This window comes from Halomonas aestuarii (assembly GCF_001886615.1).
GTDB classification, from domain to species: Bacteria; Pseudomonadota; Gammaproteobacteria; order Pseudomonadales; family Halomonadaceae; genus Halomonas; species Halomonas aestuarii.
Genome location: NZ_CP018139.1, coordinates 458,304 through 475,978, shown reverse-complemented (window position 1 = coordinate 475,978; position 17,675 = coordinate 458,304). Strand labels below are relative to the sequence as shown.

Below are 17,675 nucleotides of genomic sequence, written 5' to 3'. Positions count from 1 at the left end.
GGGTCCCCGGCATCGGGCCGGGGGCTCGCCATTCCAGCAAGGAATTTCCCATGAGCAACCGACAGGAGCAGCCACTCCTCAACGAGTGGTTCCAGCGCCACGGCATCACCGAGGTGGAGTGCCTGGTCTCCGACCTGACCGGCATCCTGAAGGGCAAGATCATGCCCGCCGGCAAGTACCTCAACGGCGGCCGCCCCCGGCTGCCCGACTCGATCTTCATCCAGACCGTCACCGGCGGCTATCCCGACGACGAGGACATCCGCTTCTGGAATCCCGCCGAGCGTGACATGGAGCTGGTGCCCGACCCCCACGCCGTCTACCTGGTTCCCTGGGCCGAGGATCCCACCGCGCAGATCATCCACGACTGCTTCTACCTGACCGGCGAGCCGGTGGAGCTGGCGCCCCGCTACGTGCTCAAGCGGGTGCTGGACCTCTACGCGGCCCGCGGCTGGACGCCGGTGGTCGCCCCGGAGGTGGAGTTCTACCTGGTCAAGACCAACACCGACTCCGACTACCCGCTGGAGCCGCCGATCGGGCGTACCGGGCGCCAGGAGAGCAGCCGCCAGTCGTTCTCCATCGATGCGGTCAACGAGTTCGATCCGCTGTTCGAGGAGATGTACGACTACTGCGACGCCATGAACCTGGACCTCGATACCCTGATCCACGAGGAAGGGGCGGGCCAGATGGAGGTCAACTTCCAGCACGGCGATCCCCTGGCCCTGGCCGACCAGGTGGTGATGTTCAAGCGCACCCTGCGCGAGACGGCGCTGCGCCACGGCATGTATGCCACCTTCATGGCCAAGCCCATGGCCAATGAGCCGGGCAGCTCGATGCATATCCACCAGAGCCTGCTCGACAGCAAGGACGGCCACAACGTCTTCGCCGACGAGGAGGGCCAGCCCAGTCGCCTCTTCCACTCCTTCATCGGGGGGCTGCAGCGCTACCTGCCCTCGGCCATGCCGCTGCTGGCCCCCAACGTCAACTCCTACCGCCGGCTGATGCGCACCGAGACCAGTGGCTCGGCGCCGATCAACGTGGAGTGGGGCATGGACAACCGCACCGTGGGGCTGCGCGTGCCGGTCTCTACCCCCGAGGCGACCCGGGTGGAGAACCGCCTGGCGGGCGCCGATGCCAATCCCTACCTGGTGATGGCGGCCTCGCTGGCCTGCGGCTACCTGGGGATGCTGGGGCGGCTCGAGCCTCGCCCGCCGATGGTGGGGTCCGCCTGGTCCGGCGGCAACAAGCTGCCCGACGACATCGGCCCGGCGATGGACCTGCTCCACGACTGCCAGCCGCTGGCCGACATCCTCGGTGAACGCTTCACCCACAGCTACCTGGCGGTGAAGCGGGCCGAGCATCGCGCCTACTTCCAGGTCATCAGCTCCTGGGAGCGCGAGCACCTGCTGCTTCGGGTCTAGGGCCGCCGGGCCGGGTCCCATGGGGCAGGGCGCTTCTTCGTCGCCGCCGGCACGCTGCACCTCGCGAGCGCCGCGGCCGTCACTCCGTTGGTGGCGCTCGCATGGTGAATATTCCACGGCAATGACGTGGCAGGGTATCGAGATGATCCCGTTTCATTGGCGATATCATGTTGAATAAGATGTCCACTTTGGAGGCTTCCATGCGCGTCTCTCCCGCGATCGACCACGTGGCATCCTGGTATGCCGCCTCGGCCCATGACGCCCCGGCCCGCGCGGCCCTGGAGGGTGAGGTCGAGTGCGATGTCTGCATGGTGGGGGCAGGCTTCACCGGCATCTCGTCGGCCCTGCACCTCGCGGAGCAGGGGCTCAGGGTGGTGGTCCTGGAGGCGGCCCGGGTGGGCTTCGGCGCCTCCGGTCGCAACGGCGGCCAGATCGTCAACAGCTACAGCCGCGACATGGACGTGATCGAGGCGAAGTACGGCCCCGATACCGCCCGCGCCCTGGGCGACATGGCCTTCGAGGGCAACCGCATCATTCGCGAGCGGGTGGCGACCTACGGCATCGACTGCGACCTGCGTGACGGCAACCTCTTCGCCGCCTGTAACGAGAAGCAGATGCAGGGGCTGCGCGAGCACAAGGCCCTGTGGGAGCGCTACGGCCACGACCGCCTCGAGTTGCTCAAGGGCGACGCCTATCGGCGTGAGGTGAACACCGACCGCTATACCGGGGCCCTGGTCGACCACGCCGGGGGGCACCTGCATCCGCTTAACCTGGTGCTGGGCGAGGCGGCGGCCGTCGAGTCCCTCGGCGGAACCATCTACGAGCAGAGCCCCGTCGAGCGCCTGACGCATGGCGACACGGTGCACCTGCACACGCCTCGGGGCGTGGTGAAGGCCCGTCGCGTGGTGATGGCCGGCAATGCCTACCTCAAGGGCGTGCTGCCCGAGATCGAGGGGAGGTCCATGCCCTGCGGCACCCAGATCATCACCACCGAGCCGCTGGGCGAGGAGCGGGCCCGCGCCCTGATCCCCAATGGCCTGGCGGTGGAGGACTGCAACTACCTGCTTGACTACTTCCGCCTCACCGCCGACAACCGACTGCTCTATGGCGGTGGCGTCAACTATGGCGGCAGCGACCCGGCCGATATCGCGGGCGTCATCCGGCCCAAGATGCTCACGACCTTCCCGTCGCTCGACGACGTCAAGTTGGACTACGCCTGGAGCGGCACCTTCCTGATGACCCTCAACCGCCTGCCGCAGTTCGGGGTGATCAACGGCAACGTCTACTTCGCCCAGGGCTACTCGGGGCACGGCGTGACCTGCACCCACCTGGCCGGACGCCTGATCGCCGAGGTGATGTCCGGGCGCGACGAGCGCTTCGATGCCTTCGCCGGCCTGCCCCACCTGCCGTTCCCCGGCGGGCGCCTGCTGCGGGTGCCGCTCTCGGCCATCGGCGCCTGGTATTACGAGGCCCGTGATCGCCTGGGGATCTGAGCGTCGGCGCGAGCCCCGCGGCGGTCGTCAGGTGAACTTGCGGAAGAAATGGGTCATGTCGAAGAGTTCATCCAGTCGCTCGTAGCGATCGCGGGCGTCGGGCCAGCGCTCCTCCTGAACGGCGGCGATCATGGTCTCGAGCAGCATCATGGTCGACACGCTGGAATCCCATCCCGAGGGAATCTCCACCCAGCAGTGGAAGGTGAAGTCGGCGAGCGACGCGATGGGGGAGCCCCACTGGTCGGTGAACAGCACGATCTTCACGCCGCGCTGGCGCACCATCTCCGTCAGGCGGAGCAGGTTGTTCTCGTAGCGCCGGATATCGAAGATCAGCAGGGTGTCCCCCGGCGCCATGTCCAGCACGTAATGCGGCCAGGTGCCCGAGGACGAGGTCAGCTGGGTCACCCCCGGGCGCACCGCCTGGAAATGCGTGAAGGCGTAAGCGGCCAGCGCCTGGGTGATGCGTCCGCCGACCAGGTAGAGGTGCCGGTCGGCATCGGCCAGCTGGTGGGTGGCCTGGTCGAAGCGCTCCGTCTCGATATGGGAGAAGGTCTGCTGAAGGTTGTGGGTGACCGCCTGGGCGAACCGGTTCAGCAGGTGCGTCTCGGGGGCCTCGGATGACCAGTTGTCGCGCCGCTGGGTGGGGCCGACGCCCTTGGCCTCCAGCTCGCGCAACAGCGCCTTGTGGAACTCCGGATAGCCCTTGAACCCCAGCTTCTTGACCATCCGGGCCACGGTAGGGGAGGACACTCCCACGTTGCTCGCCACGATGGTGATCGAGGCGAGGCCTGCCGCGGGATAGTTGTCGAGCAGCGCATTGGCGAACTTGCGCTCCGATTGCGTCAACGCCGGATAGTGCTCTCGGATCAGTTCACGCACGGTGGAGGTGGAGTCGGTGGCGGCCATCACGCGTCCCTTCCCGGTAGGCCCTGTGCGGACGATGGCCGTGGCGCGGCGAGGCGGTCACGGCTTTTGAAGAAATATTGACACACGCGCTTCACGGCGTCTATATCTTTACAGGACCGTGGAGGAGCCCTGATGTCAAGCGAAATCGAGCAGTCATCCCCGAACGTCGAGATCCGCCATCGGCAGGCCGAGGGCCCGGTCGTTCTCCTGTGCGAGCACGCGTCGCACCACATCCCCGAGCATTATCACGGCCTGGGCCTGGACCCCGCCCATCGTCGCAGTCATGCGGCCTGGGATCCCGGCGCCCGCGACCTGGCCCTCTCGCTGTCGGCCCTGCTCGACGCCCCGCTGGTGGCGAGTCGCGTCTCACGGCTGGTCTACGACTGCAATCGTCCTCCCGAGGCCGACAGCGCGATGCCGGAACGCTCGGAGATCGTCGAGGTGCCGGGCAACCGCGAACTTACGAAAGACCAGCGCGCCGCCCGGGTCGAGGCCGTCTACCGTCCATTCTGCGAGGCCGTGTCGCGCGTGCTGGCGGAGCGGGCGGCACGCGACCTGCCCACCGTGCTGCTCACCATCCATAGCTTCACGCCGACCTTTCACGGCCGGGTGCGAGAGGTCGAGGTCGGCATTCTCCATGATGCCGACCCGCGGATGGCCGATGCGATGCTCTCGCAGGCCCATCGCCTGCCTCACCGATGCATCCGGCGCAACGACCCCTATGGGCCTGAGGACGGGGTCACCCATTCCCTGAAGCGTCATGGCATCGGCAATGGCCTGGCCAACGTGATGATCGAGATTCGCAACGACCTGCTGGCCACCCTGGACGAGGCGGACGCCATGGCCCGGGAGCTGATGCAGCTGATCCAGCCGGCGCTGGAGAGTCTCGGCGTCGAGTGTCCGTCCCGGGAGGGCCAGCGCGATGCCTAGGGTCATCTTCTGCTATATCAGCGCCATCGATGCGATGAACCGCTTCATCGGGCGGATCGCGATGTACCTGATCTTCGTCCTGATCGGGGTGCTGCTGTGGTCCTCGGCCTCCAAGGTGCTCCTGACGCCCTCGATGTGGACGCTGGAGACCGCACAGTTCGTCATGGTGGGGTATTTCGTCCTGGGCGGGCCCTACTCGATCCAGCTGGGCTCGAACGTGCGCATGGACCTCTTCTACGGTGACTGGAGCCCGAGGACCAAGGCCTGGGTCGATGCCTTCACGGTGTGCTTCCTGCTCTTCTATCTCGGCGTCCTGCTCTATGGCGGGCTGGTGTCGACGGCCTATTCGCTCGGCTACTTCGGCGATGAGCCTTTCGACTTCTTCCTGTCCCTCGTCGGCACCTTCCTCACGGAGGGCCCCTCGGCGGCCGGCGAGGCGCTCGGGTTTCTGGAACGCAGCCCGACGGCCTGGCGGCCCTGGCTCTGGCCCGTCAAGTCGCTGATCTGTCTCGGCGTGTTCCTGATGATCCTTCAATCTCTTGCCGAATTTTTCCGGGATATCGGCCGTCTGCGTGGGGTGATCGACTGATGTCGTACGAGATGATTGCCATCGTGATGTTCAGCTCGATGATGCTGATGCTGCTCACCGGGCAGCGCGTGTTCGGCGCCATCGGCTTCGTCGGCGCCCTGGCGGGCGTCCTGCTGTGGGGGACCGGCGGGGTGGACATCCCGTTCTCGTCCGCGATGAAGCTGATGAAGTGGTACCCGCTGCTGACCCTGCCGATGTTCATCTTCATGGGGTACGTGCTCTCGGAGAGCCGTATCGCCGATGACCTCTACCGGATGTTCCATGTCTGGATGGGCCCGGTCAAAGGCGGGCTGGCTATCGGCACGATCGGCCTGATGGTGCTGATCTCGGCCATGAACGGCCTGTCGGTGGCCGGGATGGCGATCGGCGCCACCATCGCCCTGCCCGAGCTGCTCCGGCGGGGGTACGACAAGATCATGGTCACCGGCGTCATCCAGGCGGGGTCCAGTCTCGGCATCCTGGTGCCGCCCTCGGTGGTGCTGGTGCTCTACGCCATGATCGCGCGCCAGCCCGTGGGACAGCTGTGGCTGGCCGGCGTGCTGCCGGGGCTGATGATGGCGACGCTCTTCATCATCTACATCTATGTCCGCTGTCGCCTGCAGCCAAGCCTGGGGCCCGTGCTGCCCGTCGAGGAACGCGACGTTTCCTGGGCCGAGAAGCTGCGCCTGCTTCGGGCGGGCCTGCTGCCCCTGATGATCTTCGCGGTGATGATGGTCCCCTTCGTCAAGGGCTGGACCTCCCTGGTCGAGAGTTCGGCGGTGGGCGCGATGACCGCGCTGCTGGCGGCCATCCTCAAGGGCCGGATGACGCGCAAGGTCTTCGAGGTGTCGGTGCGACAGACGCTCGCCATCTCCTGCATGTTCATGTGGATCATCCTGGCAGCACTGGCCTTCGGGGCCATCTTCGACGGGCTGGGCGCAGTGAAGGCCATCGAGGACCTGTTCACCGAGCGCCTGGGCCTCTCGCCCTGGATGATCCTGATCCTCATGCAGCTCAGCTTCATCGTCATGGGGACCTTCCTCGACGACACCGCCATGCTGGTGATCGTGGCGCCGCTCTACGTGCCTCTGGTCGATGCGCTGGGATTCGACCTGATCTGGTATGGCGTGCTCTACACGATCACCACCCAGATCGCCTACATGACGCCACCGTTCGGCTACAACCTCTTTCTGATGCGCGCCATGGCCCCCCCGCAGATCGGGCTGCTAGATATTTACCGGTCGATCATCCCTTTCGTGGTGGTGATGACGGGGGCCCTCACCCTGGTGATGGTCTTTCCGCAGATTGCCCTCTGGCTTCCGGGCTACATTTATGGGAATTGACCGCAGCAGGAGCGAACAACAAGAGCCCCTACAGGGGCCGTATCCATGCATATCCGAGAGTTGACACCAGGAGAGCGAGAAAATGACAACAAGACGCAAGTTTCTGATCAATGCCGCGGCCGGGGCGGCCATCGCGCCGCTGGCCTCGAAGGTCATGGCCCAGTCATCCTCCGAGCCGACCATCAAGTGGCGCATGCAGACCTATGCCGGCGCGGCCCTGGCCGAGCATGTCGCCAAGCCCGCCATCGACCTGTTCAACCGGATCGCCGGGGATCGCATGCAGATCGAGCTGTACTATGCCGATCAGCTGGTGCCGACGGGGGAGCTGTTCCGGGCGATGCAGCGGGGAACCATCGATGCCGTGCAGTCGGATGACGACTCCATGGCGTCACCCACCGAGGTCACCGTCTTCGGGGGCTACTTCCCCTTCGGCTGCCGTTACAGCCTCGACGTGCCGGTACTGTTCCACCAGTACGGGCTCAAGGAGATCTGGGAAGAGGAGTATGCCAAGGTCGGCGTCAAGCACGTCAGCGCCGGCGCCTGGGATCCGTGCCACTTTGTCACCAAGGACCCGATACGCAGCCTCAAGGACCTGGAGGGCAAGCGCATCTTCACCTTCCCCACCGCGGGGCGCTTCCTCTCCCAGTTCGGCGTGGTGCCGGTGACCCTGCCCTGGGAGGACATCGAGGTTGCCGTGCAGACCGGGGAGCTGGACGGGATCGCCTGGTCCGGCATCACCGAGGACTACACGGTGGGCTGGGCCGATGTCACCAACTACTTCCTGACCAACAACATCTCGGGGGCCTGGATCGGCCACTTCTTCGTCAACATGGAACGTTGGAACGAGCTGCCGGAAGACCTGAGGATGCTTTTCGAGGTGTGCTGCGAACAGTCCCACTACTATCGCCAGCACTGGTACTGGGGCGGCGAGGCCAGCCTGCGCGTGCACGGCGACAAGCTGGAGCTGACCTCCATCCCCGATGCCGAGTGGGATCAGGTGGAAGAGGCGGCCCAGGAGTTCTGGAACGAGATTGCCGCGCAATCCGAGACCAAGGCCAAGGTGGTCGAGATCTTCAAGCAGTACAACGCCGACATGCGCAAGGCCGGCAGGCCCTACCGCTACGGTCAGGCGTGAGCCGGCCGCGTGCTCCGGCGCCTGCCGGGGCACGCGGCCTGGGGAAGGGGCCCGACCGAGCGTCGGGCCCCGTCATCGTGATCTCTACAAGGAGCCTCGGAAATGACCAACGCGCTGGCTTTGGATGCCCTTGAGGCCCTGAAGGCCAAGGTGGAAAGCGGCGAGGTCGACACGGTGCTCGTGTGCATCGTCGACATGCAGGGACGCCTGATGGGCAAGCGGCTTCATGCGCGTCACTTCGTGGATGACGGCTGGGACGAGACCCACTGCTGCAACTACCTGCTGGCCACGGACCTCGAGATGGAGACGCCCGACGGCTATGCCAGCACCTCCTGGCGGGCGGGCTATGGCGACTACATCATGAAACCCGACCTCACCACGCTGCGTCCCATGCCGTGGCTGGAGGGCACGGTCATGGTGCTGTGCGACCTGCTGGATCATCGCGACCACGCGCCGATTCCCCATGCCCCCCGGACCATCCTCAAGCGCCAGCTGGCGCGGCTCGAGGAGATGGGGCTGGATGCGGTGATGGCCACCGAGCTGGAGTTCTTCCTGTTCGAGCAGAGCCTCGACGAGATCCGCAAGGCAGGGTTCCGGGACGTGCAGCCGATCAGCGGTTACAACGAGGACTACCACATCTTCCAGACCACCAAGGAAGAGCACGTGCTGCGTCCGCTGCGCAACCATCTCTACGCGGCGGGCATCCCCGTCGAGGGCACCAAGGGCGAGGCCGGGTCGGGCCAGGAGGAGCTCAACCTCCGCTATGCCAAGGCCCTGGATGCGGCGGACTACCATACCTTCGCCAAGCACGCGACCAAGGAGATCGCCTGGCAGCAGGGGCGGGCGGTGACCTTCCTGCCGAAATGGCACCACGATCATTCGGGCAGCTCCAGCCACATCCACCAGTCGCTGTGGAAGGAGGGGCGGCCCGCCTTCGTCGACGAGAGCGATGCCCTGGGCATGTCGCCGTTGATGAAGCAGTACCTGGCCGGGCTGCTGAAATACGCGCCCGACTACACCTATTTCCTGGCCCCCTACATCAACAGCTACAAGCGCTTCCAGAAGGGGTCCTTCGCGCCCACGCGCACGGTCTGGTCGGTGGACAACCGCACCGCGGGGTTCCGCCTCTGCGCCGAGGGCACCCGGGCGGTGCGCATCGAGTGTCGCATCGGCGGCTCGGACCTGAATCCCTACCTGGCCATGGCCGGGCAACTGGCCGCCGGGATCAAGGGCATCGAGGAGGGCCTGACGCTGCCGCCGGCCGCCGAGGGCGACAACTACGAGGGGGAGACCGGCCTGATCCCGCAGAACCTGCGCGATGCCATGGAGGCCCTCAGGGGGTCGGCCATGCTGCGCGAGGCCATGGGGGACGAGGTGGTCGATCACTACACGCGTGCCGCCGAGGTGGAGCTGGAGGATTTCCAGCGGGTGGTCACCGACTATGAGGTGGCCCGCGGCTTCGAGCGGTCGTAACGACAGCCTGGCGACGTCGGGCAGGCCCCGGACGAGGGCGCCCGGCCGGCATGCCTCCGGCAACGACTACGGGGCAGGGCCCTCGCGCGCCAGGCCATGCAGAAACGGGAGAGGACCATGGGTCACATGCTGAGATGTATCTCGCCGATCGACGGGTCGGTCTACGCCGAGCGCGAGGCGCTGTCGCCCGAGGCCGCGCGGCAGGCGGCCGACCGGGCGCGGTCGGCGCAGGCCGACTGGGCCGCACGCCCCCTCCAGGAGCGGGTCGACCTGGTGCGGGCCGGCATTGCCGCCGTGGGGGCGATGAACGACGAGGTGGTGCCGGAGCTGGCCCACATGATGGGCCGTCCGGTGCGCTACGGCGGCGAGTTCGGTGGCTTCGAGGAGCGGGGCGGCCACATGGCGGACATCGCCCAGGAGGCGCTGGCCGATATTCCGGTGGGCGAGGACGCCACCGTCAAGCGCTACATCAGGCGCATCCCCCACGGGGTCGTGCTGGTGGTGGCCCCCTGGAACTACCCCTACATGACGGCGATCAACACGGTGGCGCCGGCGCTGATCGCGGGCAATACCGTGCTGCTGAAGCATGCCACCCAGACCCTGCTGGTGGGCGAGCGCATGGCGCGCGCCTTCCACTCCGCCGGCGTTCCCGAGGCGGTGTTCCAGAACGTCTTCCTGGACCACGACACCACCTCGAGCCTGATCGCCGACCGGGCCTTCGACTTCGTCAACTTCACCGGGTCCGTGGGCGGCGGGCGTGCCATGGAACAGGCGGCCGCCGGCACCTTCACCGGGCTGGGACTGGAGCTCGGCGGCAAGGACCCGGGCTACGTCATGGAGGATGCCGACCTCGACGCCGCCGTCGCGACCCTGGTCGACGCCGCGATGTTCAACTCCGGGCAGTGCTGCTGCGGGATCGAGCGGATCTACGTGCACGAGAGCCTCTATGATGCCTTCGTCGACAAGGCGGTGGCGATGGTCGAGGGGTACAAGCTGGGCCATCCCCTGGCCCCCGACACGGACATCGGCCCGATGGCCAACATCCGCTTCGCACAGGAGGTCCGGGACCAGATCGACGAGGCCCTGGCCGCCGGGGCAAGGGCCCGTGTCACGCAGAAGCCCGAGGATGACGGTGGCGCCTACCTGACGCCGCAGATCCTGACCGAGGTGAGCCACGACATGCGCGTGATGCGCGACGAGAGCTTCGGTCCGGTGGTCGGCATCATGAAGGTCAGCGGCGACGAGGAGGCGATCCGGCTGATGAACGACAGCCGGTTCGGCCTGACGGCCAGCCTCTGGACCGCCGACATCGAGCGCGCCCAGCGGGTGGGCGACCGGGTCGAGACCGGCACCGTCTTCATGAACCGCGCGGACTACCTCGACCCCGGCCTCTGCTGGACCGGCTGCAAGGACACGGGACGCGGCGGCGGCCTGTCGGTGATCGGCTATCACAACCTGACACGCCCCAAGTCCTACTACCTGAAGAAGGTGACGACATGACGCTGACTGGAAACTGGACCTATCCCACCGCCATCCGCTTCGGGGCAGGCCGGCTCAAGGAGTTGCCCGAGGCCTGTGCCGAGGCGGGTATCACCCGGCCGCTGCTGGTGACCGATCGAGGCCTGGCCGACCTGCCGATCACCGCCGCCGCGCTGGACATCCTGGACGCCGCGGGCCTGGGCCGGGGCCTCTTTGCCGAGGTCGACCCCAACCCGAACGAGCGGAACCTGGCGGCAGGGGTCGAGGCCTTCCGGGCGGGCGGCCACGACGGGGTCATCGCCTTCGGCGGCGGCTCGGGGCTGGACCTGGGCAAGATGGTGGCCTTCATGTCCGGCCAGACGCGCCCGGTGTGGGACTTCGAGGACATCGGCGACTGGTGGACCAGGGCCGATGCCGAGGCGATCGCCCCCATCGTGGCGGTGCCCACCACCGCCGGGACCGGCTCGGAGGTGGGGCGGGCCAGCGTCATCACCAACGCCGAGACCCACGAGAAGAAGATCATCTTCCACCCCAAGGTGCTGCCCAGGGTGGTGCTCTGCGACGCCGAGCTGACGGTGGGCATGCCCCGGGCCATCACCGCCGGCACGGGACTCGATGCCTTTGCCCACTGCGTGGAGGCGTTCTCGAGCCCGCACTATCACCCGATGAGCCAGGGCATCGCCCTGGAGGGCATGCGGCTGGTCAAGGAGTACCTGCCGCGCGCCTATGCCGACGGCACGGACCTCGAGGCGCGCGCGCACATGATGAGCGCGGCGATGATGGGCTCCACCGCCTTCCAGAAGGGGCTGGGGGCCATCCATGCGATGAGCCATCCCATCGGAGCGGTGTTCAATGCCCACCACGGCACCACCAACGCGATCTGCATGCCGGCGGTGCTCGAGTTCAACGCCGACGCCATCCGCGAGCGTTTCGACATGGCGGCCGCCTACCTGGGTATCGAGGGGGGCTTCGACGGCTTCAGGGCCTTCGTGCAGGACCTCAACGACCGCATGGGCATTCCGCGCACCCTCGCCGAGATCGGGGCCTCCCCCGACCGCATCGACGAGCTGGCGAACATGGCCATCCAGGATCCCAGCTGCGGCGGGAACCCGGTGGCGTTGACCGTCGAGGATCTCAAGGCGCTGTTCCGGCAGTGCATGTGAGCCCGCGCGACCGCTTAACTTCCGACCCGGGCCTCAGACCGAGCTTCAGAACAGCCCCGTGATTTCGCCGTTGTCGTCGATGTCGAGATGCGCGGCGGCCGGGTCGCGGCCGAGGCCCGGCATGGTGCGCATGTCACCGCAGAGGGCATAGACGAAGCCCGCCCCGGCGGAGAGCCGCACCTCGCGCACCGGCAGGGTCCAGCCGGTGGGGGCCCCCCGCAGGGTCGGGTCCGACGACAGCGACAGGTGGGTCTTGGCGATGCACACCGGCAGGTGGCCCTGGCCCTGCTGCTGGTAGAGGTCGATCTGGCGTCGGGCCTCGGGACTGAAGGCTATGTCGGCCGCGCCGTAGAGGCGGGTGGCGATGCGTTCGATCTTGGCGTCAAGGGGCAGCTCGTCCGGGTACAGGAAGCGGAAGGTGCTGCCGCCCTCGGCGGCCTCGACCACGGCCTGGGCCAGCTCCAGTGCCCCGATACCCCCGTCGCGCACGTGGTTCGATACCGCGGCCCGGACCCCGGCGGCCTCGGCGATGTCGCGGATCACGGCGTGTTCGCTGGCATGGTCCGAGGGAAAGGCATTGATGGCCACCACCGGGGTGACGCCGTGGAGGCGAAGGTTGTCGATCTGCTTGACGAGATTGGCGGCCCCCGCGCGGACGTCGTCCGGGTTCTCCGCCAGCATGGCCGTGGGGAGCGGTCGTCCCGGGGTCACGGCGAAGCGCCCGGAGTGGAACTTCAGCCCGCGCACCGTGGCCACCAGCACCGCGGCATCCGGGATCATGCCGGAGGCCCGGCACTTGATGTTGAAAAAGCGCTCCGCCCCCATGTCGGCCCCGAAGCCCGCCTCGGTGACGAGGTAGTCCCCGCCGTGCAGGCCGATCCGGTCGGCGACGATGGAGGAGTTGCCGTGCGCGATGTTGCCGAACGGCCCGGCATGGATCAGCGCTGGCGCGTGCTCGAGGGTCTGTAGCAGGTTGGGCTTGATCGCCTCCTTGAGCAGCACGGTCATGGCCCCCGCCGCGCCGATTTCCTCGGCGGTGACCGGCTCGCCGGTGCGGGTGTAGCCGACCCGGATCCGGCCCAGCCGCTGCCGCAGGTCCTTGAGCGACGTCGCCAGGGCGAGCACCGCCATGACCTCGGAGGCCGCGGTGATCTCGAAGTGGCTCTGACGGGGGACGCCGTCGGCGGGCGGGCCGAGTCCGGTGACGACATGGCGCAGGGCGCGGTCGTTGATGTCCATCACCCGTGACCAGCCGATCGCCTGCGGGTCCAGGTCGGTGTCCAGGCGGTGGTGGAGGTGGTTGTCCACCATCGCCGCCAGCAGGTTGTGGGCGGCGGAGACCGCATGGATGTCCCCGGTCAGGTGCAGGTTGATGCGCTCCATGGGGACCACCTGGCTGTAGCCGCCGCCGGCGGCGCCGCCCTTGATGCCCAGCGTCGGGCCCATGGAGGACTGGCGCAGGGCGACGGTGGCGCCGTGGCCGAGCTGCTGCAGGCCCTGGACGAGGCCGATGGAGGTGGTGGTCTTGCCCTCGCCGAGGGGGGTGGGGGTGATCGCCGAGACCACCACGTAGCGCGCCCGGGGTCGCCCCTCCAGGGCGTCCACGGCCGCCAGGTCCAGCTTGGCGATGCCGCGCCCGTAGGGTTCCACCGTCTCGCCGGGCACGCCCAGGCGGTGGGCGATCTCCTCGATGGGCCAGAGACGGGCGTCACGGGCGATGGTGAGGTTGTCCGGCATCCACTGCCGCGCCTGGCCGAGGTCTTGGGGTTGGCTCGTCATCGCCACGTCTCCTGCGTCATCCACCGGGGCATCGATCGCCGCGGCATTCGATCGCCACGGCATCCGATAGCCACAGTATTTGCGTCCGGCAGGGCAGGGGCTTGCCCGCCTGCGTCGGCGGGCTTGGCCACAGCGACACCTTGAACGGGGCCGAGAACGATGGCGAGAGCGGGCGCCGGGAAGGCGTCGTTCAGGCCGGAAGTCCCCACCTGGCGTCATGAGGACAGTCTAGGTCGTGAATCGACAAGCCGCGGCACTGTTGCCATGGCAAGACTCTGACTAGAGTCCAGGTAGGAGACTGTGGTCAGGAGGACGACAGATGGACCCCGTGTACGCACCGACCAAGGATCACTACGACATCGGCTTCGTGTTGTTGCCGGGCTTTTCCCTGCTGGCTTTCTCCTCGGCCCTGGACCCCCTGCGTATGGCCAACCACCTCGCCGACCGTCGGCTCTATACCTGGCACCTGGTGAGCCGGGACGGCCGTCCCGTGAGCAGCAGCAGCGGTCTCGAGACGGCGGTGGACTGCGCCATGGAGGAGGGGCTGTCGCTGGACCTCGTGCTGGTGTGTGCCGGCGTGGACGTCCAGCATCACTGCGATCGCGACACCCTCGGCTGGCTGCGTCAGCTGGCCCGGCGGCATATCCCGCTGGGCGGGGTCTGCACCGGCGGCTACGTGCTGGCCCAGGCCGGGGTCCTCGATGGCTACAGCTGTACCCTGCACTGGGAGCACATCTCGAGCATTCACGAGGCGCTGCTGTTTCCCGCCGTCACCTTCACCCCCCAGCTGTTCGTCATCGATCGTGACCGCTACACCTGTTCCGGGGGGATCGCGCCCCTGGACATGATGCTGACCCTCATCGGTCGGCAGCAGGGGCTGGAACTGGCCGAGGCGATCGCCGAGGAGTTCCTCCACGAGCGGATCCGCGAGGTGGGCGACCGTCAGCGAACGCCGCTGCGCGTGCGCCTCGGCCGCACCCATCCCAAGCTGGAGGAGGTGGCGACCCTGATGGAGGCGAACCTGCAGGAGCCGCTCTCCCTGGACGAGCTGGCGAACTATGCCAGTCTCTCGCGGCGGCAGGTGGAACGGCTCTTCCAGCGCTACGTGGACTGTCCGCCCCTGAAATACTACATGGACCTGCGCCTGCTCCGGGCGCGCCTGCTGCTGCGCCAGACCCACATGCCGATCACCGACGTGGCCCTGGCCTGCGGCTTCATCTCGCCACCGCACTTCACCAAGTGCTTTCACGACCGCTTCGGTCATTCGCCCAGCCGGGAACGGTCCCGGCGCTGCGATCGGGTGGCCGATCTGGCGAGCTCCCCGAGCTCCCCGAGCTCCCCGAGCGCCCTGCGCCCCGATGCCTCGAGGGTCGGGGAGGCCTGACGCCCCGCGGCGTCATCCTCGGGGCAGCCGGTTGTCCGGATCGTAGAGGGCCTGATAGCCGACGGCCTCGACGCTCAGCGGATAGTGCTCGCCGAAGTACTCCATGTGCAGCACCTGGCCCACTCGGGCATGGCTCACCGGCAGGTAGCCCAGTGCGATGACCTTCCCCACCGAGGGGCCGTAGGCGATGCTCGTCACGTAGGAGCGGCGCCCCAGCGCATCCACCAGCACCTCCCCGCTGTCCGGGTCGAGGATCGGCGAGTGGCCCACGGGGTAGCGGGCCACCCCCCGGGCGTCGTGGTGATCCTTCATGGTCAGGGTGCAGAGGTAAGCCGGCTGCTCCTGGCGCTCGCGCTGCGCCAGGTAGGCGGCCTTGCCGTGGAAGTCCTCTGGCTTGACCCGGGGGCGTGCCAGGCCCGCCTCGACGAGGTTGTATTCGGTCAGCAGGTCGACGTTCTGCAGCCGCAGGCTCTTCTCCAGGCGCCGGCTGTTGGCGTAGGTCTCGATGCCCACCGGGGTCACGCCCTGCTCGAAGAGCAGGTCCCAGAGGGTGAGCCCGTAGCTGAACGGGACGTAGAGCTCCCAGCCCAACTCGCCGACATAGGAGATGCGAAAGGCCCATATCGGGAGCCCGCGTACCCGGATCTCGCGTGCCGTGGCGAAGGGGAAGGCCTCGTCCTCGAGTTCTGCCGGGACGTCGGCGAGCGCCTGCAGGGTGCGGCGGGCCTCGGGGCCCCAGAGCCCCAGGGTGGCCAGGCTGTCGGTACGGTCCTCGAGCTGCAGGCGCGTTAGCTGCCGGGCATCGGCCATCCGGGTCATCCACATGAGGTCGCGATGGCCGGTGTCGCCGCCGCAGATCACCCGGAAGCGGTCCGTGGCCAGGCGCACCACGGTGAGGTCGGAGTGAACGCCGCCGGCGTCATCGAGGAAGTGGGTGTAGATCCCCTTGCCGTGCGGCGTCTCGCCCCCCACCCGGGCCACAGAGAGGTACTCCAGCAGCGCCTCGGCGTCGGGGCCCGCGACATCGAAGATGGCAAAGTGGGAGAGGTTGATCATGCCAACGCCCTCGCTCAGGGCAAGGTGTTCGGCGTTGGAGACCCGCCAGAAGTGGCGGGCGTCCCACTCGTCGGGCCGCTCGGGTACCCGGTCCCCGTAGCGTTCCAGAAGCGCCTCGTTGGCGGCATAGCCATGGGCCCGCTCCCAGCCCGCGACCTCCATGAAGTGGCCCCCGAGCGCCTTCTCCCTCGGCCAGAAGGGGCTGCGCCGCAGGTTGCGGCCCGACTCGAAGGGCTCGCGGGGATGGACCGGCGGGTCGTAGATCTTCCTGGCGATCTCCAGGCAGCGCCCGCGGACGTGGTGCGGCGTCTTCTGCACGGGGTAGAAGCGCGCGATGTCGATGCCGTGGGGGTCCAGCGCTGGTCGGCCGAGGGTGAGCCAGTCGGCCAGGACCTTCCCCATCCCGGGACCATCCTTGACCCAGACGGCCTCGCACAGCCACAGGCCTCGCGTCTCCGGCGCCTCGCCGACCAGGGAGCCGCCATCCGAGGTGACCGACAGCAGGCCGTTGAAGGAGTGCTTCTCGTCCCAGCCCAGTTCGCCGAGCACGGGGGCGAGCTCCACCGCCCGCTCGAAGGCCTCCATCACCTGGTCGATCTCCAGGTCGCGCATGGAGGGCGACAGTCGTGCCTGGTCGCGCTCGAGGATGTCGGTGGGCGCGACGAGGCGTGGCGAGGTGGGTTCGTAGTAGCCCCACTCGAGCTGACCGCCCTCGGTGCTGCGGGGGTCGCCGGTGTCGCGCATGTAGGCCGAGTTGCCCTGGTCGCGGAACAGCGGATAGCCGATCTCGACCCCGGTGCCGGCGAAGACGTCGAACGGGCCGAAGAACATCAGGGGGTGCTCCACCGGCATCAGCGGCAGGGCCGCGCCGCCCATGGCCGCGGGGATGGGCCCCCAGATCCCCGAGGTGACGATCACCACCGGGGTCGCGATGTAGCCCCGGGCCGTGGTGACGCCGCGCACGCGGCCGTCCTGGACATCGATGTCAAGTGCCGGGGTGTCGGCGAAGGCCTGGAGCTTCCCGGACGCCACCGCCTCCTCGACCAGCTCGCCGGCGACCTGCTGCGAGCGGGGCACCACCAGCCCGGCGTCCGGATCCCAGAGGCCGCCCAGGATCAGCTCCCGCCTGACCAGGGGGAAGCGCTCGACGACCTCGTCCGGGCCGATGAGCCGTGCCTGGGTGCCGAAGGCCTTGCCCGAGGCGACCTTGCGCGCAAGCTCCGCCATGCGCGCCTCGTCGCCCACCCGGGCGACCTCGAGGCCGCCCACCCGCTGGTAGTGCCCCCGGCGCTCGTAGAAGTCGCGGCTGTAGGTCGTGGTGTAGCACGACATCTTGTCGTGGGACGTCATGTAGCAGAAGTCCGAGGCATGGGAGGTGGAGCCAATGTCCGAGGGAATGGCGGACTTGTCGAGCCCCACCAGGTTCTCCCAGCCCAGTTCGATCAGGTGGTGGGCCACGCTGGCGCCGACGATGCCGCCCTGGCCGATGATCACCGCATCCGCGTGCTTGGGTAGTGTTGTCATGGCCGGTCTCCCCCTGCCGATTCT

At 67.9% G+C, this 17,675-nt stretch carries 13 protein-coding genes; 10 read left to right on the top strand and 3 right to left on the bottom strand.

Annotated elements, in window-relative coordinates:
- Positions 1-50: 50 nt before the first annotated feature.
- Positions 51-1,418, top strand: coding sequence for a glutamine synthetase family protein (locus tag BOX17_RS02145; RefSeq protein ID WP_071941852.1), 1,368 nt, complete (start codon positions 51-53; stop codon positions 1,416-1,418).
- Positions 1,419-1,618: 200 nt separating this feature from the next.
- Positions 1,619-2,911 (top strand): NAD(P)/FAD-dependent oxidoreductase, encoded by a 1,293-nt coding sequence (locus BOX17_RS02140; protein WP_071941851.1) that lies wholly within the window; start codon positions 1,619-1,621, stop codon positions 2,909-2,911.
- 27 nt (positions 2,912-2,938) lie between these two features.
- Here the strand turns inward: BOX17_RS02140 and BOX17_RS02135 are convergent, their stop codons facing one another.
- Entirely contained in the window at positions 2,939-3,817 is an 879-nt protein-coding gene (locus BOX17_RS02135) for a MurR/RpiR family transcriptional regulator (protein WP_071941850.1), read from the bottom strand.
- A gap of 132 nt (positions 3,818-3,949) precedes the next feature.
- Between BOX17_RS02135 and BOX17_RS02130 the strand changes: the two genes are divergently transcribed.
- The 7 genes from BOX17_RS02130 (at position 3,950) to BOX17_RS02100 (ending at position 11,908) form a co-directional block, all read left to right on the top strand.
- Positions 3,950-4,747, top strand: coding sequence for an N-formylglutamate amidohydrolase (locus tag BOX17_RS02130; RefSeq protein WP_071941849.1), 798 nt, complete (start codon positions 3,950-3,952; stop codon positions 4,745-4,747).
- Positions 4,740-5,336, top strand: a complete 597-nt coding sequence (locus BOX17_RS02125) for a TRAP transporter small permease subunit (RefSeq protein WP_071941848.1) — start codon at positions 4,740-4,742, stop codon at positions 5,334-5,336. The genes BOX17_RS02130 and BOX17_RS02125 overlap by 8 nt, the downstream gene beginning before the upstream one ends.
- Positions 5,336-6,658 carry a TRAP transporter large permease gene (locus tag BOX17_RS02120; protein WP_071941847.1) on the top strand — a complete coding sequence of 441 codons (1,323 nt, stop codon included), beginning with the start codon at positions 5,336-5,338 and terminating at the stop codon, positions 6,656-6,658. Before BOX17_RS02125 ends, BOX17_RS02120 begins: the two co-directional genes overlap by 1 nt.
- A gap of 82 nt (positions 6,659-6,740) precedes the next feature.
- Positions 6,741-7,793 (top strand): TRAP transporter substrate-binding protein, encoded by a 1,053-nt coding sequence (locus BOX17_RS02115; RefSeq protein WP_071941846.1) that lies wholly within the window; start codon positions 6,741-6,743, stop codon positions 7,791-7,793.
- 102 nt (positions 7,794-7,895) lie between these two features.
- On the top strand, positions 7,896-9,266 hold the full coding sequence (locus BOX17_RS02110; protein ID WP_208858079.1) for a glutamine synthetase family protein: 1,371 nt from the start codon (positions 7,896-7,898) through the stop codon (positions 9,264-9,266).
- Between the two features lie 126 nt (positions 9,267-9,392).
- Positions 9,393-10,766, top strand: coding sequence for an aldehyde dehydrogenase family protein (locus BOX17_RS02105; protein ID WP_341853293.1), 1,374 nt, complete (start codon positions 9,393-9,395; stop codon positions 10,764-10,766).
- Entirely contained in the window at positions 10,763-11,908 is a 1,146-nt protein-coding gene (locus BOX17_RS02100; protein ID WP_071941844.1) for an iron-containing alcohol dehydrogenase, read from the top strand. Before BOX17_RS02105 ends, BOX17_RS02100 begins: the two co-directional genes overlap by 4 nt.
- 45 nt (positions 11,909-11,953) lie before the next feature.
- Here the strand turns inward: BOX17_RS02100 and BOX17_RS02095 are convergent, their stop codons facing one another.
- A complete protein-coding gene (locus BOX17_RS02095) occupies positions 11,954-13,687 on the bottom strand; it encodes a formate--tetrahydrofolate ligase (protein WP_244272190.1) in 1,734 nt (577 codons plus the stop codon).
- Between the two features lie 319 nt (positions 13,688-14,006).
- On the opposite strand from BOX17_RS02095, the gene BOX17_RS02090 reads away from it, so the two are divergent.
- Positions 14,007-15,071: a GlxA family transcriptional regulator gene (locus BOX17_RS02090; protein ID WP_071941843.1), complete on the top strand. Its 1,065-nt coding sequence runs from the start codon at positions 14,007-14,009 to the stop codon at positions 15,069-15,071.
- 12 nt (positions 15,072-15,083) lie between these two features.
- Here the strand turns inward: BOX17_RS02090 and BOX17_RS02085 are convergent, their stop codons facing one another.
- Positions 15,084-17,651: a GcvT family protein gene (locus tag BOX17_RS02085; protein ID WP_071941842.1), complete on the bottom strand. Its 2,568-nt coding sequence runs from the start codon at positions 17,649-17,651 to the stop codon at positions 15,084-15,086.
- Positions 17,652-17,675: the final 24 nt, after the last annotated feature.